Raw genomic sequence first — 13,043 nt, 5'->3', positions numbered from 1 at the left:
CTTGATAAACGACGACAAGCCGACATTGATTCACACCGGCCCGGTCGGGATGTACCCGCAGATCGAAGAAAAGGTGAAGCAGGTGATCCCGCTAGAGAAGCTTGCACACGTGGCGTTTCTTCATTTTGAGAGCGACGAGTGGGGTGGGATGGCGTTTCTTAATTCTTCCGGCGTCAAGTTGCTGTGCAGCGACCTGAGCTCAAAGCTGAACCTGACCGGCTGGCACAACATCCCGTCAGACCACATTTCGTTCTGGGAAGGAGAGACGCTGAAGACCGGCAAAAGGACGCTGAAATTCTTGATGACGCCGCATGTCCACCACTGGGACAGCATGATGATCTTTGAAGAGACGACCAAGTCCCTTTTTACCTCTGACCTCTTTATCCAGCCGGGCAGCAACAAGCCGGTAGTTTCAGACGACCTGTCGGAGAGCATGATAGGGCTTTACAGGGGCGCAGGCATCTTTGCTTCAGAAAAGCCGGTCAGGCAGACGGCCAAAAGGCTTGAAAAGCTGTCCGCCGAGATGGTGTTTCCCATGCACGGCTCCTGCATAGAAAAATCCACGTTTCCGAAATACGTAAAGGCGCTCATGGACAGCGAGTTTGCCTACGAAGGCAGGCTGCTGGGCCAGGAGCTGAAAGTGAGCTAGGCGCTGCAAGACCGGCCTGCCGTCGACATCCACTCTGACAGGTTTGCCTCCTGCAAGTCGCTCTTTTTAAGCGATGTACTGTGTCTAGCCACGTCTAATCACTGCTGCGGATGAATCAGGACCTTTACATAGCCGTCAACCCTCTTGTCGAATTTTTCATACGCAGCGGGCGCATCTTCGATCTTGATCTCGTGCGACACGACAAAGCTTGGCTTGGCTACCCCTGATATTATTAGGTCGCGGAGGTGCCTGTTGTAACGCTTGACGTTGCACTGTCCCACTGGCATCGTGAGCCCTTTTTCAAAGAACTCGCCTATTGGAAACTGCATTATGCCCTGCTTTGCGTGGTCATCCCTTGCAGCGGGGTCGTCTGTGACATACAATCCCGGGGCGCCTATGCCCCGGTCGCCCTCACAACCTTTACGAGCGACATCAGCACGGTATTTGGCACCTCCTTTCCGCCTGCGGCCGCCTGGTAGCCGACAGCGTCAACGCCCCTGTCCACGCCTTCGTACATGTGCAGGTCCGAGCCGCATATCGCTGCGGTGGTTATTCTCACAATTGCGTCGTTTGGGTTCTGTATCTTTGGCCGAGAAACATCTTCAACTGCAACCTTGAAAGGTTCCTTGTATACCACTGCCTTCATTCTAGCCGCGGTATTCAGCGCCAGAGTCCTTATCAATTGCCACACAAATTCCTACAAGTATTGTAGATACAATTGTCATATGCCCACGTCCGCATAACTCGTAATATTTCTCAAACACATTACAGCTCATGACTGGCAACAAGGAAAAAGCCGTCGCAGTTTTGGAGAGCCTGCAATCAGGCGACGCTTCATCCATTCGCGATTACGTGAGCGCCGACAGCTACAAGTAGCATAATCTTGACGCTCCAAACGGTCGCGACGCGCTTGTCAGCCTCTTGCCCGAATTGAAGAAAAGTGGAGCGCGTGTCAGCATCAGACAGGTGATTGAGGATGGCGATCATGTCGCCCTGCATAGCAACTATAACTTTTTTGGCGAAAAAGTAGGCTTTGATGTATTCCGTTTTGAAAATGGCAAGGTTGTGGAACACTGGGATAACCTTCAGCAGCGTCCCGCGACTACGGTCAGCGGCCGGACCATGACAGACGGTCCGACCGAAATCAAAGATCTGGACAAGACGCAGGCCAACAAGCAATTCGTGCAAAACTTTGTGCAGGATGTTCTGAGGGACGGCAAGGTCGATAAAATCGCCCAGTACATTTCATCAGAAACATACCACCAGCACAACCCCGGTATTGGCGACGGCCTAGATGGTCTGGGCAAGGCCCTGGAATCGATGGCAAAGAAGGGCTTACCATGAAGTATCACGCCTTGCATAAGGTAATCGGCCAGGGAAATTTTGTGCTTGCACTGGCAGAGGGAGAATTTTCGGGCAAGCGCGTGGCGTTCTATGACCTTTTCCGTATAGAGAATAGAAAAATTGTGGAGCACTGGGATGTAATACAGGACATCCCTCCAAAAGAAAACTGGAAAAACCAGAACGGCAAATTCTAGAGCCGGACAGGCTTGGTGTCAACGCGGATGCGGAACAGCGTGTAGGGTTTGCGGCGCAGGTCGCGCCCTTTGTGAAAGCGCGCCTGGCGATGCAGCTGGTTTGCCGTGACGTAGAGATATCCATCCGCTGCAAGCGAGAGCGTGTCGGGCCACAAAAGGCGCGGGTCGTGCGCCACCGTCTCCCACTGACCGCCGGGGCGCCTGCGCAGGATCGCATTGTGTTCATAATTGGTAGAGTAGATATTTCCCGCCGCGTCCGATTCGAGCCCATCGGAGGCGCCACCCCTGTCTCCTTCGTCAGTCACTGTGGCGGCAACCTCCCTGTCGTCAAGCGAACGGTCGGCAATCGCTTGCTCAATGGACACCTGCAACGTCCCCTCATCCCAAGAGTCGTCATAACGCATGCCGTTGATGTAAAAGGTGGGGGTGCCGTTTACCCCGCTGCGAATGCCGCTCATAAAGTCCTCGCGCACGCGGCCAGCATGGACATGCCTGGCCATTTCATCTTCAAACCTTGCGATATCCATTCCCAGTGCTGATGCATGCTGCCTCAAATGGTTGTCATCGAGCTCTTGCTGGTGCTCGTATAGGCGGTCGTGCATTTCCCAGAATCTCTCCTGCGCTCCTGCGCATTCCGCAGCCTCTGCGGCATGCTCGGCATGGGGATGTACCTGGGCGACTGGAAAGTTGCGAAACACGAAACGCAGCCTGTCTCCAAAATGCTTCTGTATGTTTTTGATTATGGGATAGGCCTGTCCGCAATAGGGGCACTCATAATCGCCGTATTCGACCAGAGTCACGGGGCCTGCATCCGGCCCTTGGGTGTGATCACGCCCGCTAACAGGGAGGGTCAACTCTGCGATTTCGGCCTTTGCTGTTGTCTTGGCCATTTACTTTTTCCCCTCCTTGCCTAACGATTCAAGTGCAGAAAGAATTCCGTTGGCGCCGGGGTTTACGCCGACTGGAGAAACATAGCTCCATCGAATAATCCCGTCGCCGTCAATGACAAAAAGTGCACGCTCCGCCGTCCCGTCTTCCTCTCGATATACACCGTACTGCTTGGCCACTGATCCCTTTGGATGGAAATCTGACAGCAGGGGAAATCGCAAATTCCGTGCTTGAGAAAATGCCGTGTGGGACCATATGTTGTCTTCAGAGATGCCTAAAAGTTGCGCATTATGGCGATTGAATTCCGGCAATATTTCGTTAAACAGCGCCATCTCGTCTCCGCAGACTGGGCTAAAGTCTGCAGGATAGAATGCAAGGATCACGGGTTTGCCGCGAAACTCTTTAAGCGATACTTTCTGGTCAGGCGTGCTCTTGAGCGCAAAATCTGGCGCAAGGGTGCCTGGTTGAAGTGGTGGTGCAGCTGATGTCGCCACTGATTTCTCCACACTCTTTACCTTTTCATTTTTGTCCATAATGCGTTACCTTGTTTCAAGTCACTGCAACATTCTTTAATAGAGTTACACACGTGGCTTCCATAAATTTCCGCGGCTTTCTTCTCAATGATCCTGCAATTTTTGTTACAGACAACAGCGACCTTGCCAGAGAATGCAAATGAGCCTTGCGCTATTTGCTCCAGCGTCTTTATGCTATGGAGCTCGTCGTTCCTTCGCTTTTCTTATTCTTCCTCTTCATCCTCTTCCCCTTCTACCTCGTCCTTCTTTTCGTCTTCCAGCTCGTGGCTCTCCTCCTTCATCTCTTCATGTTCGGCTTCCTTATCGCTCATTTCTGTATGATATACATCATTCCTATTGTTAAACATGCATCTCACGGAACATAACTTGGGGGATGCCGACCCTATGTCGAAAAGAGCTTTGCAGCTATCTCCACCACCCTTTTGCCGAGCGCTCTTGCAACCTTGATGTCGCTTTCTTCAATCTGTTTGTTTGACAGCCGACCAACTATTCTGCTTGGCCCGTACGGGCTGCCGCTTTCTGTCAGTTCCGGCACCGAATATGGGACCCCCACGATTATCATGCCATGGTGCAACATGGGAAACATCATTGATATGGCAGTTGTTTCCTGCCCACCATGAACAGAGGTCGCGCCAGTAAATACGGCGCCGACTTTTCCTATGAGGTACCGTCCATCCACAATCTGCCTGTCCTGTCCCACATCGCCTTCATGGGCGCTGCCATGTTGCCAAAACGAGTAGGTGAACCAAAGATAATGGCATCGTGCAAAGGCAATTCTTTCACCACATCTTCAATTGGAGTCGTAGGCCACCTGTCATTCATGTCTTCTACTACCTTGGACCAGTCAGGATTTTGGGATACGACTTCAATTGGGACGTCGTCAGCGATTCTTTTCATTGTAACCTGGACTCCTGGCAAACTTTTTGCCCCATATGCAATCTCTTCGGCCATCTTGACCGTGTTTCCATACCTACTGTAAAACACGATTAGAATTTTTGTCACTCTTTCAGCTGTCATTATTTTTCATCCATCACTCTATGAGATTGAGTTTGCGGTATATTTTTCCCCAACGAACATGCTTTCCATAACATTTTCGCGTAATGGCTTTCTGTCACTTGAGAATTCACTCTTGAAGTTGCTTCATTTATCATAACGAGAGGTCAAGGTAATGTTCAGGAAGTAGCTGCACCAAATACAAGCTTTAGGGGCCGTCGTCTAATGGAAGGTGGCTTTTGGTAGTTACCTTTATCTGAAATATGCGGCATTATAACGCGTGCAAAAGTTCGACCTTGCCGTCATTGGTAGCGGCTCGGGGCTGGACGTGGCCAATGCGGCGGCACAGCATGGCATGAAGGTTGCCGTCATTGAAAAGAGCAGGATGGGCGGAACCTGCCTTAACAGGGGCTGCATACCGTCCAAGCTCTTGATACACAGTGCTGACGTTGCCGAAATAATAAAGAGCGCTGGGCTTTTTGGGATCAAGGTCGAAAAGTTTTCTATCGACTATGCCAGTATAGTCAAGCGCACCACCGGCATCGTCGACGATGACTCTGACGGCATCAAAAACGCTTTTGCGGGGATAGACAACCCAAGGCTGTTTGAAATAGAGTGCAGGTTTACCGGCAAAAAGACGATCTCGGCCGGCGACGAAACAATATCAGCAGACAAGATCTTGATTGCGTCCGGAACAAGGCCGGCTATTCCAAAAATAATGGGGCTGGACGGGAGCGGCTACATCACAAGCGACGAAGCCCTGCGTCTGCAAAAGCAGCCGCACTCGCTTACCATCATCGGCGGAGGCTTTATCGCCGCCGAGCTGGCGCATTTTTTTGGCGCGCTCGGGACAGAGATAAACATCATAGAGCGCGGAGACTTTATGCTCAAGCGCGAAGACGAGGATGTCTCAAAGAAATTCACCGAGGTATTTTCCAGAAAATATGGCGTGCATCTGGGCTACAGCGCGGAATCCGTTGGCAAAAAGAACGGCATGTTTCACGTCGTGGCGAAAAATTTCGCCGGGGAAACGCTGGAGCTCGACTCTGACCAGCTCTTGATAGCGACAGGCAGGACTCCAAATTCAGACACGCTTGCGCTTGAAAAGACAGGTGTCAAGACTGACAAAAAAGGCTTTATCGTCGTGGACGACTACCTTGAGACAAACGTCAAGGGGATATTTGCGCTTGGCGACGCCGTGGGGCGCTACCAGTTCAAGCACAGCGCCAACATGGAGGCCCAGTACGCTTTCAACAACATCACGCACTCGCGCAAGGTTCCGGCAGACTATGCTGCAATGCCGCACGCAATCTTTAGCTCGCCTCAGGTTGCCGGCGCAGGCTATACGGAGAAGGAATTGAAGGAAAAAGGTACGCCTTACAAAAAGGCTGTGTATAATTACATGGACACGGCAATGGGGCAGGCGATCGAAGACAGAGACGGCTTTGTCAAGCTATTGGTGTCAAACGACGGCAAGATTCTGGGCTGCCACATCCTTGGAAGCCACGCATCCATTCTCATTCATGAAGTGCTGGTAGCGATGAAAGCCGGCGACGGCACTCATGGCAGCATTGCAAGAACGGTGCACATCCACCCTGCACTTTCTGAAGTCGTTGCAGAAGCAGCTTATGCCGTTGAATGATGTTGGACGCCTTGTCTGCGATTAATGGCTGAACGGCGGGCATCTTTGCGTCAGAGATGCCTGTCAGACAAACGGCCAAAAGCTCGGAGCAAGCTAGATGCCGGCACTCCGAGCAAGAATGACGGCTTTTAAATAATTGCGAGCATCATTATTGGATAAGTGATCGAAGAAAGGCACGGCATCCTGTCGCCGTATTCACTTCTGGTCCTGCTGGTCCCGATTGCCGCCCTCATCTTTGTCCTATCCTTTGGCAACTTGCTGTCCCTCAACTACCTCCACGTCCTGACGGGAGGCACGTGGACGGGTATCGACCTTTTCATGGGCATTGTCATGAGCAGGGTGATGAAGGGGCTGGATCCGCAGGCAAGGACACAGGTCATCAAAAGGCTGGTGCCGGTCATGCTGTTCCTGATGCCGGCCCTCGCGTCGGTGGCGATAACGTCCGGGATAAACCTTGCAGACAGGATGGGAATATTGACATTCGGGTCCCCCACGATCATTGCGGCGGTGGTGATAGTCATAATCCTCTCTGTGCAGGGCTTTGGGATCATGATGCCGACCGAGATCAAGGTGTTCTTGGAACTGCGGAAGAAAGAGCCGGACAGAGACAAGATAATACGGTGGGGAATGAGGAATGTCAAGATCGCAGGCAGCCAGGGGGCGTTCCAGGTAGCTGTGATATTCGTCATGGCAAACCTCGCGCTTGGGTTCGTCTAGCCATTTTTGCTCAGCGACCCGGTTACAAGCGACAGGGCCCTTGCAGGATTTGAAAACACCAGTGCAAGTTTTTCGCCACTTTCGACGAGGGCCTTCCTTATGACATAAAACATGGTTGCGCAGGATATCGCCGCCACTATCAAAGATGCCGGGAGGACATCAAGAAATGAGAGCAGCAGCCCATCCACGTAGTATGAAGAATCTATCAGAAACGGCCAAAAGACCGGGTTTGCCGGGTGGTGGAGCCAGTCCACAAAGACATGGGACAGGCTGCCTATGGCGGCTGACAGCAGAAAGTAGCCGTTTACCCGGGCGCCGGCAAACCCGCGTATCCCGATCCTTTCCGGCTTTAACAGCTGGATGACCTTGACGAAGATCACGGTGAGTGCGACGTCTGCAGTCAACGCACCCACAATCGAGTGGAGGACGAGCCTGTCAGGCGCCAGCGTGCAGGGAAAATCCCACCCGCAAAAGACCGACCACCCAAGCATCCACGCAACCAGTGGCTCAAGGTCAGGGATGACGGCGCCCATGGTCAGGGCCGCAAAAGACAGTTTTCCAAGACCGGGCTTTAGGATCCACACGAATGCCACGTGGAGCGGGGTCAGCGTCAAGTTTTTGTTTTATTTGCCGCCAGGGCATATAGCCCTTGGCGGAAATCATGTAACTTGCTTACATAATCCGGACAAGATACTATGTTAAGCAACCTGCGGTTTTGATGTAAAGTGCACGGCGCCGACTGGCTTGCAAACCCGCTGACTTCGCTGGCGCTGATAGCTGTTTCCCTTGTCCTGCTGTTCATTGCAATTTCCCAAAAAAGAAAACGAGAAATTCAAAAGTTCAGCATTGTGATAAGGGGTTTTGGGCACAGGATAATCAAGACAAGCGACACGTGGCTGCTGGTCACCGGCTTTCTCGGGCTGGCGGCGCTGGGGGCCCATTTTATGGCCGAATACTGGCTGCACCTCTACGACGTGACGCCCATAGACAGGTTCACCCACGGGCTATCGGGCATGGCAATCACCGCGATTGTCCTCAGCTTTAACCTGACCAACAGGAGGAGGGTCTACTACCCTGCCAGCATTGGCGCGTCGTGGGCCGCCTTTATCCTATGGGAGGTGTACGAATGGATCCTTGTCGCGACCGTCCCGGACAGCCACGTGGAGATCAGCCCCGCGGACACGGCCATAGATCTTTGGATAGACACGCTAGGCGCCCTGTCGGTGTGCTTTATCCACGACGAATTTGTCCACGACGAGGAAGAAAAGGCGGCCGAGCGGCGCTAGCAGGGGCAGACTGGCGCAATTGCCCACAAAAATACTGCAATAACGCCAAGAGTAGTCACATTTTGCCTGCTTTATTGGCTCAATCCTCTAGTACTGTTGCCGGCGATAACCAGACGTGGACGGCGTCAGGCTGGCAGCAATTGCACTGGGCATGTTGCTGCTCGTATCATTCATCCCGGCGTTTGGACAGAGCGGGTTTGCCGTAAAGACGGACAAGCTGTCCTACAGGACGGGCGAGACGGTTTCCATCAGCGGGGACGTCGGGACGGTTTCCGGCCAGCAGCTGCAGATCGAGATATTCAATTCCGAGAACCAGCTCTACCTCTCTGACAGGATACCGGTCTCCCCCGACGGCTCGTTCAGGCACTCGTTTGCGATACAGGGCCCGCTCGGCATCCCGGGGCCCTACGGCGTGGTTGCAAGCTATGGAGAAACGTTTTCGCAGATCCAGTTCGGCGTGGAGGCGGGTGTGATCTCTGTAGCCACTGACAGGCGGCTGTATGCTCCCGGCCAGGTCGTGACGGTCAACGGCACGGCAGGCAGCGCGGGCGAGGTATCGATAGCGGTGACCGGCCCCGGCGGCGACGAGCTGGTGCGCGACCAGGCACAAGTAAAGGACGGCTCGTTCACGTACCTGCTTGCGGCTGGCAAGCTTGCCGACATGGGCAATTACAGGATAGTGGCAAGCAGCGAAGGGCTGTCTGCGGAAACCCAGTTCACTGTTGCGGCTCCCGGCGCGGGGCTAAAGATCATCGCGGTGGGCAGCGTGCAGAGCCCGTACGTCGTCGCCAAGGTGACCAACACCTCTGACAAGAGCCTCTATGGGGTCTATTTCAGGCTCCCTCCCGGCAGCGAGGTAAGCATGGCGAGGGCGCCCAGCGGGTGGTCGACCGAGGTCGATGAAAGCGGCGCCGGCTTTACAGCCACGAGCCCGCTGGAGCCGGGTAAGACAATCGCGCTGCGCATCTGGGCGGCGCCCACGGTGCAAAACATCGACTGGTCCGGGCACGGCCTGGACGGCGACGCGCTCACCGGCACGGCCAAGGTGGGAGTGCGCGGCCTGCGCTCGTGATCAGGCGACTATTTTCCTGTAGTAGTCGCCTTCTATCGCCTGTTTTTGGCCCGGCGTGAGCCTGTCAAAATCCGCCGCGTGGTAGCTGCAAAACGCCTTTATCTTGACGTCGAACCTGTGCGGCATGGAAAGCTCGTACTGCAACAGCTCGGCCAGCTTGTCGAACATAAAGAACGAGCCGGGGTCGCCAAATACGCACACACCCTGCTTGCCTTCCTTTTCGGCGCGGCCGGCAAGCGACTTGGCCAGCTTTAGCACGCCGTTTACGTCGCCGCGCTGGTAGCCCTTGACGGCGTCCACGATTACAAGCGAGCCGTCCTTCTCGTATTTTTCCGCGTCGATCCCGTAATCCACTAGGTTTTGCCTCACCCTGTCAGGCGTCTCGTACTGCGTCGCGATGAGCACGATTTCAGACCCATGTCCCAGGTGGGCCTTGCACTAGGCGCAATACATCTCACGCAGGGAATCCAGGCCCCGGTAGACAAGCATGCTGTGATCGCCAAAGCACACTTCGCCCAGAACCTGTTTTCTTGCCTCTTCAGCTATTGCCAGTTATTTTCACCCTATGTCGTGACGCCGGTCGCTTTTTTTACGGCCGTGCAGACTTCGGCAAGCCGGAAGGGCTTTTTCAAAGTGTCTTCTTTTTTTATCATCGGCAGGTTGCTGCAGACGTACTCGTCCTGCACAAACGCGGTCATCATGACTATCTTGGTATCCGGCCTTATTTTCAGGACCTCTTTTGTAAAATGGATGCCGTCCATGCCCGGCATCCGGACATCTGACAGGACAAGCGAAAATGCAGACGGGCTTTCCTTGAACCTTTGCAGGGCCTTTATTGAATCGCCGAAAGGCTCGGCATCAAAGCCCCATTTTACAAGATACCGGTAAACAACAGTGAGAAGGTCCTCTTCGTCTTCCACGACCATGATCCGGGGCACTGGGGCCGGCGACGCTGGACAAAATACCCGCCGGCAGTATAATAATCCTGTGATACGCAAGCGCCATGGCAGTGACTTAATATAGCAACAAGTCCCCAACCCTTGGCATGCAAGGCGTCCAAAAACTAAAGTGTTCTGCGTGCGGAGTTACGTTCATGGCCGAGGCCGATTCCAAGGTCTGCCCGTCGTGCGCGTCGAGCGGCAGCAGCCATGGCGACATGGGTGGCTGCGGCTGTGGTCACCACCACTGATTTTTATCCGGGCCTCTCCATCTCTTGTTTTATCTGCTCGTATTCTGCCTCGGTTATAGTCCCCTGCTCTTTTAATTTGGCAAGACGCGCTAGCTTGTCTTCGGAAGACGCCTCGGCCTTGCTGCTGGAAGTGTCAAGTATCTGCCAGATCATCTCGGACTGCGCCTCCTCTTCAGGGTCCTTGCCCCTGCTCCTGTAGGCGTCGTCCATGTTTTCCTGGTACTCGTGGCCCGAGCCGCCGGACGGGGTCGCGCTGGTGGAGATTCCCCGAAGCCTTTTCAAAAAATCCACTCGCGAGAAACGGCCGGATGTTATATACGCATTAAGTGCCCGGGCTTTAGGACATAATGCTATGCGCAAGGTACTGTAATATTCATCTCGGCGGCATGGACAGAATTTTTTACTCTGCCAGAGGGCCGCGCGACGGGTTCATGAGGTTATCCGCATCTTTGCATACCCATTAAAGATGAGCGACAATGCAATTATGTCATATGTCTCTGACGACGGTAGACCCTTCGTAGGCAGGTACAAATGCGCCGGCAGAGAGGGCGGGCGATGTGGGGCTGCCGGCCTCGTAAGAAAGGTTTCAGAGGCATAGGACGGCAAAACTTTACGTATGCTTGCCACGGCTACCGGCCTGGATGAGCCTCGAGATAACGCCCTCGCTGAAAGCGTCGCTTGGCACGCTCTACTGCAAAACAAGCCTCGACCAGAAGGGCTGGGCATACGTTTCGCTTGGAGATGTTGGCGCAAAGCCGGGGGACAACGTAATCGTGTTTGAAAAAGGGGTGCGCAGGATAAGCGTCAAGGTGCCCGCGCAGGCCATGCACGAGATCACGCGTCTGGCCGCGTCGGCAGACAAGTGTTTTGACTATCTTGCTTGCAAGGTCGGGGATCGCCATGACGGCGTGATAGTCGCAAACCCGCTGGGGCTGTGCTGGGTAAAGGCCGGAAAAGGCGCGTTTTCAAACAGCCAGATAGACGCCCTCGAAAAGACGGGGCTGCAGGTGGCGGTATTTGCCATCAGAGACGTCCTCGCCCCTCCGGGCAAGGTTCAGGCCAGGCTGGACGTCAGGACTGCCAAAGAGTGGCTTGACGAGCTGGACGATCTCAGGGACCAGGCCGAGTCTGACGACGACTATTTGTGAGTACGAAACATTTTTGCGCGCTTGCCGTGAGCGCATAATAATATTGGAGAGAATCCCATAACCGGTTTGCAAAACGCTAATGTATTTTTTCGCCGAAAATTACGTAATGAGTTCAAAGGAAAACAAGACGAGCTACAACAGCAGGGAAGGAGAGCTCGAAAACGCGCAGGACAGCCAGGAAAAGGTAGGCGGCGCGGCCAAAGACCCAGAGACTGCCGGCCCGGCTGAAAACCTGAGGGAAAAGGCAGCAAGGTCAAACAGCCAGGACAGCTCCAGAGACCCTACATAGGGTCACGTTGCGCGATTTCAAGGGCTGAAATCATTTTAATGAATTACCGGGCCAGGCACTTTATGACGGCATAGCCTATCTCCTGCCTCTGCGACACGGCCTTCATCTTTAGCATGGACCTGTAAAGGACGCTTTCAAGAAACGGCGGATACTCTTGCAGGATCTTTTCCCGCAGGGCGGGGCGGTTGAGGGCGTAATAGTCGGCAAGCGGCTCGTAGACGTGCCTTCCTATATCTGTCGTGCCTGCAATGTCAAGGCCACTGTCCCTGATGGCTGATTTTACGTAATCAAGGCGGTAGTGCTCTGACGACCAGGTAAACGACAGGATGCCGAGCTTGAAAAACGCCGACCTTACCCTGACCACGGGTATCGCCATCACGAGCAGGCCGCCCGGCTTTAGCACCCGCCTGCACTCGCTCGTGAACTCGCCGAGGGGCTTGAAGTGCTGCGCGGACTCTAGCGCAATTATTCTGTCCATCGACGAGTCCGAGAACGGGAGCAAAGTCGATGTCGCGTTCACGAGCGACGCGCCGGCCTGCCTGCTTGCGGCAAGCTGGCGGTAGTTGATGTTGACGCAAGAGACGTCAAGGTTGTACGTTGACTTCCAGTGCGCCGCCGGCGCCGCAAGGCCGCTCCCCACGTCAAGGAGCGTCCGGGCAGAGCCGAGCTCGGCCTCCGCGCCCACGAGCGTGCACAGTGCCTTTTGCGCCGCGACCGGCTCGCCGGCGTCCTTCCAATAGCCAAAATTCAGCATGTCGCCTCCGGTCGCAAGCTGCATGACAGGCGACAGAGAATTGTAGAGGTTGATGACGTCTCGCCCCGTGCGTCTAAAAGTCCACATGAGGACGTGGACTGGGTTCAGTGGGGCCATTGGCAGCAGGAGCAAGCGCGCACTATATGAAGTAAAATAATTTAGCTTGTTGTCAGCTCGGCGTTCCTTCCGGCATTATTAGAAAAGGGCCCGAATGCGGTCTACCAGCTATGACCCTAAATCCCGAGACTGTCGAGCACGAGGCCGTCCCGAGGTACGTGCAAAAGACGGTCTCTGGGAAAAAGGGCTTTTACGACAGCCTCACAAACCAGTTCATCCCCGAAGAGG

Annotated in this window: 19 protein-coding genes and 1 pseudogene; 10 read left to right on the top strand and 10 right to left on the bottom strand. The window is 54.2% G+C overall.

The window, feature by feature from the left end; all coding sequences use genetic code 11:
- On the top strand, window positions 1-649 hold a 649-nt coding region (locus ACREAY_RS05525; RefSeq protein ID WP_431754763.1), incomplete at its 5' end, for a hypothetical protein.
- 98 nt (window positions 650-747) lie between these two features.
- Here the strand turns inward: ACREAY_RS05525 and ACREAY_RS05520 are convergent.
- Window positions 748-1,157: pseudogene (locus ACREAY_RS05520) on the bottom strand (aldehyde dehydrogenase); the annotation flags it as partial.
- Window positions 1,158-1,570: 413 nt separating this feature from the next.
- Here ACREAY_RS05520 and ACREAY_RS05515 point away from each other — a divergent pair.
- Both ACREAY_RS05515 and ACREAY_RS05510 read left to right on the top strand, forming a co-directional pair.
- Window positions 1,571-1,993: a hypothetical protein gene (locus ACREAY_RS05515; RefSeq protein ID WP_431754762.1), complete on the top strand. Its 423-nt coding sequence runs from the start codon at window positions 1,571-1,573 to the stop codon at window positions 1,991-1,993.
- Window positions 1,990-2,187, top strand: coding sequence for a nuclear transport factor 2 family protein (locus ACREAY_RS05510; protein ID WP_431754761.1), 198 nt, complete (start codon window positions 1,990-1,992; stop codon window positions 2,185-2,187). Before ACREAY_RS05515 ends, ACREAY_RS05510 begins: the two co-directional genes overlap by 4 nt.
- Here ACREAY_RS05510 and ACREAY_RS05505 read toward each other — a convergent pair.
- The 4 genes from ACREAY_RS05505 to ACREAY_RS05490 form a co-directional block, all read right to left on the bottom strand.
- Window positions 2,184-3,077, bottom strand: a complete 894-nt coding sequence (locus tag ACREAY_RS05505) for an L-dopachrome tautomerase-related protein (RefSeq protein ID WP_431754760.1) — start codon at window positions 3,075-3,077, stop codon at window positions 2,184-2,186. The genes ACREAY_RS05510 and ACREAY_RS05505 overlap by 4 nt on opposite strands.
- Window positions 3,078-3,608: a peroxiredoxin gene (locus ACREAY_RS05500; RefSeq protein WP_431754759.1), complete on the bottom strand. Its 531-nt coding sequence runs from the start codon at window positions 3,606-3,608 to the stop codon at window positions 3,078-3,080. It lies immediately after the preceding gene.
- Between the two features lie 382 nt (window positions 3,609-3,990).
- Window positions 3,991-4,197: a hypothetical protein gene (locus tag ACREAY_RS05495; RefSeq protein ID WP_431754758.1), complete on the bottom strand. Its 207-nt coding sequence runs from the start codon at window positions 4,195-4,197 to the stop codon at window positions 3,991-3,993.
- Between the two features lie 68 nt (window positions 4,198-4,265).
- Complete coding sequence (locus ACREAY_RS05490; RefSeq protein WP_431754757.1) at window positions 4,266-4,625, bottom strand: NAD(P)H-dependent oxidoreductase; 360 nt, start codon at window positions 4,623-4,625, stop codon at window positions 4,266-4,268.
- A 256-nt stretch (window positions 4,626-4,881) separates the two neighbouring features.
- On the opposite strand from ACREAY_RS05490, the gene ACREAY_RS05485 reads away from it, so the two are divergent.
- Together ACREAY_RS05485 and ACREAY_RS05480 are read left to right on the top strand one after the other, a co-directional pair.
- Entirely contained in the window at window positions 4,882-6,243 is a 1,362-nt protein-coding gene (locus ACREAY_RS05485) for a dihydrolipoyl dehydrogenase family protein (protein ID WP_431754756.1), read from the top strand.
- Between the two features lie 159 nt (window positions 6,244-6,402).
- Window positions 6,403-6,960: a hypothetical protein gene (locus ACREAY_RS05480; RefSeq protein ID WP_431754755.1), complete on the top strand. Its 558-nt coding sequence runs from the start codon at window positions 6,403-6,405 to the stop codon at window positions 6,958-6,960.
- Here the strand turns inward: ACREAY_RS05480 and ACREAY_RS05475 are convergent.
- Window positions 6,957-7,574, bottom strand: a complete 618-nt coding sequence (locus tag ACREAY_RS05475; protein ID WP_431754754.1) for a DUF4184 family protein — start codon at window positions 7,572-7,574, stop codon at window positions 6,957-6,959. The two genes, ACREAY_RS05480 and ACREAY_RS05475, sit on opposite strands and share 4 nt — an antisense overlap.
- 111 nt (window positions 7,575-7,685) lie before the next feature.
- On the opposite strand from ACREAY_RS05475, the gene ACREAY_RS05470 reads away from it, so the two are divergent.
- Complete coding sequence (locus tag ACREAY_RS05470; protein ID WP_431754753.1) at window positions 7,686-8,246, top strand: hypothetical protein; 561 nt, start codon at window positions 7,686-7,688, stop codon at window positions 8,244-8,246.
- A 115-nt stretch (window positions 8,247-8,361) separates the two neighbouring features.
- The gene (locus ACREAY_RS05465; RefSeq protein ID WP_431754752.1) at window positions 8,362-9,318 is read left to right on the top strand and encodes a hypothetical protein; all 957 of its coding nucleotides are present in this window, start codon (window positions 8,362-8,364) and stop codon (window positions 9,316-9,318) included.
- Here the strand turns inward: ACREAY_RS05465 and ACREAY_RS05460 are convergent, their stop codons facing one another.
- Together ACREAY_RS05460 and ACREAY_RS05455 are read right to left on the bottom strand one after the other, a co-directional pair.
- A complete protein-coding gene (locus tag ACREAY_RS05460; protein ID WP_431754764.1) occupies window positions 9,319-9,744 on the bottom strand; it encodes an MEDS domain-containing protein in 426 nt (141 codons plus the stop codon).
- A gap of 137 nt (window positions 9,745-9,881) precedes the next feature.
- Window positions 9,882-10,256, bottom strand: a complete 375-nt coding sequence (locus ACREAY_RS05455; RefSeq protein ID WP_431754751.1) for a response regulator — start codon at window positions 10,254-10,256, stop codon at window positions 9,882-9,884.
- A gap of 107 nt (window positions 10,257-10,363) precedes the next feature.
- On the opposite strand from ACREAY_RS05455, the gene ACREAY_RS05450 reads away from it, so the two are divergent.
- A complete protein-coding gene (locus tag ACREAY_RS05450) occupies window positions 10,364-10,507 on the top strand; it encodes a hypothetical protein (protein ID WP_431754750.1) in 144 nt (47 codons plus the stop codon).
- A 3-nt stretch (window positions 10,508-10,510) separates the two neighbouring features.
- On the opposite strand, the gene ACREAY_RS05445 is transcribed toward ACREAY_RS05450, so the two are convergent.
- Window positions 10,511-10,789: an SHOCT domain-containing protein gene (locus ACREAY_RS05445; protein WP_431754749.1), complete on the bottom strand. Its 279-nt coding sequence runs from the start codon at window positions 10,787-10,789 to the stop codon at window positions 10,511-10,513.
- A 359-nt stretch (window positions 10,790-11,148) separates the two neighbouring features.
- On the opposite strand from ACREAY_RS05445, the gene ACREAY_RS05440 reads away from it, so the two are divergent.
- Both ACREAY_RS05440 and ACREAY_RS05435 read left to right on the top strand, forming a co-directional pair.
- Complete coding sequence (locus ACREAY_RS05440) at window positions 11,149-11,655, top strand: hypothetical protein (RefSeq protein ID WP_431754748.1); 507 nt, start codon at window positions 11,149-11,151, stop codon at window positions 11,653-11,655.
- A 106-nt stretch (window positions 11,656-11,761) separates the two neighbouring features.
- Entirely contained in the window at window positions 11,762-11,944 is a 183-nt protein-coding gene (locus tag ACREAY_RS05435; RefSeq protein WP_431754747.1) for a hypothetical protein, read from the top strand.
- Between the two features lie 43 nt (window positions 11,945-11,987).
- On the opposite strand, the gene ACREAY_RS05430 is transcribed toward ACREAY_RS05435, so the two are convergent.
- Window positions 11,988-12,830 (bottom strand): class I SAM-dependent methyltransferase, encoded by an 843-nt coding sequence (locus ACREAY_RS05430; RefSeq protein WP_431754746.1) that lies wholly within the window; start codon window positions 12,828-12,830, stop codon window positions 11,988-11,990.
- Window positions 12,831-13,043 lie beyond the last annotated feature (213 nt).

Origin of the sequence: Nitrososphaera sp. (genome assembly GCF_050748925.1) — an archaeon.
Taxonomy (GTDB): Archaea; Thermoproteota; Nitrososphaeria; order Nitrososphaerales; family Nitrososphaeraceae; genus Nitrososphaera.
The sequence above is the reverse complement of the archived record's forward strand: the minus strand, read 5'-3'. Positions and strand labels throughout refer to the sequence as shown.

Excerpts from the sequence above, each read along its gene's own strand:
- ACREAY_RS05440 (WP_431754748.1), top strand. The coding sequence starts at position 11,149 with ATGAGCCTCGAGATAACGCCCTCGCTGAAAGCGTCGCTTGGCACGCTC.
- ACREAY_RS05510 (WP_431754761.1), top strand. The coding sequence starts at position 1,990 with ATGAAGTATCACGCCTTGCATAAGGTAATCGGCCAGGGAAATTTTGTG.
- ACREAY_RS05500 (WP_431754759.1), bottom strand. The coding sequence starts at position 3,608 with ATGGACAAAAATGAAAAGGTAAAGAGTGTGGAGAAATCAGTGGCGACA.
- ACREAY_RS05505 (WP_431754760.1), bottom strand. The coding sequence starts at position 3,077 with ATGGCCAAGACAACAGCAAAGGCCGAAATCGCAGAGTTGACCCTCCCT.
- ACREAY_RS05450 (WP_431754750.1), top strand. The coding sequence starts at position 10,364 with ATGCAAGGCGTCCAAAAACTAAAGTGTTCTGCGTGCGGAGTTACGTTC.
- ACREAY_RS05495 (WP_431754758.1), bottom strand. The coding sequence starts at position 4,197 with ATGATGTTTCCCATGTTGCACCATGGCATGATAATCGTGGGGGTCCCA.
- ACREAY_RS05490 (WP_431754757.1), bottom strand. The coding sequence starts at position 4,625 with ATGACAGCTGAAAGAGTGACAAAAATTCTAATCGTGTTTTACAGTAGG.
- ACREAY_RS05435 (WP_431754747.1), top strand. The coding sequence starts at position 11,762 with ATGAGTTCAAAGGAAAACAAGACGAGCTACAACAGCAGGGAAGGAGAG.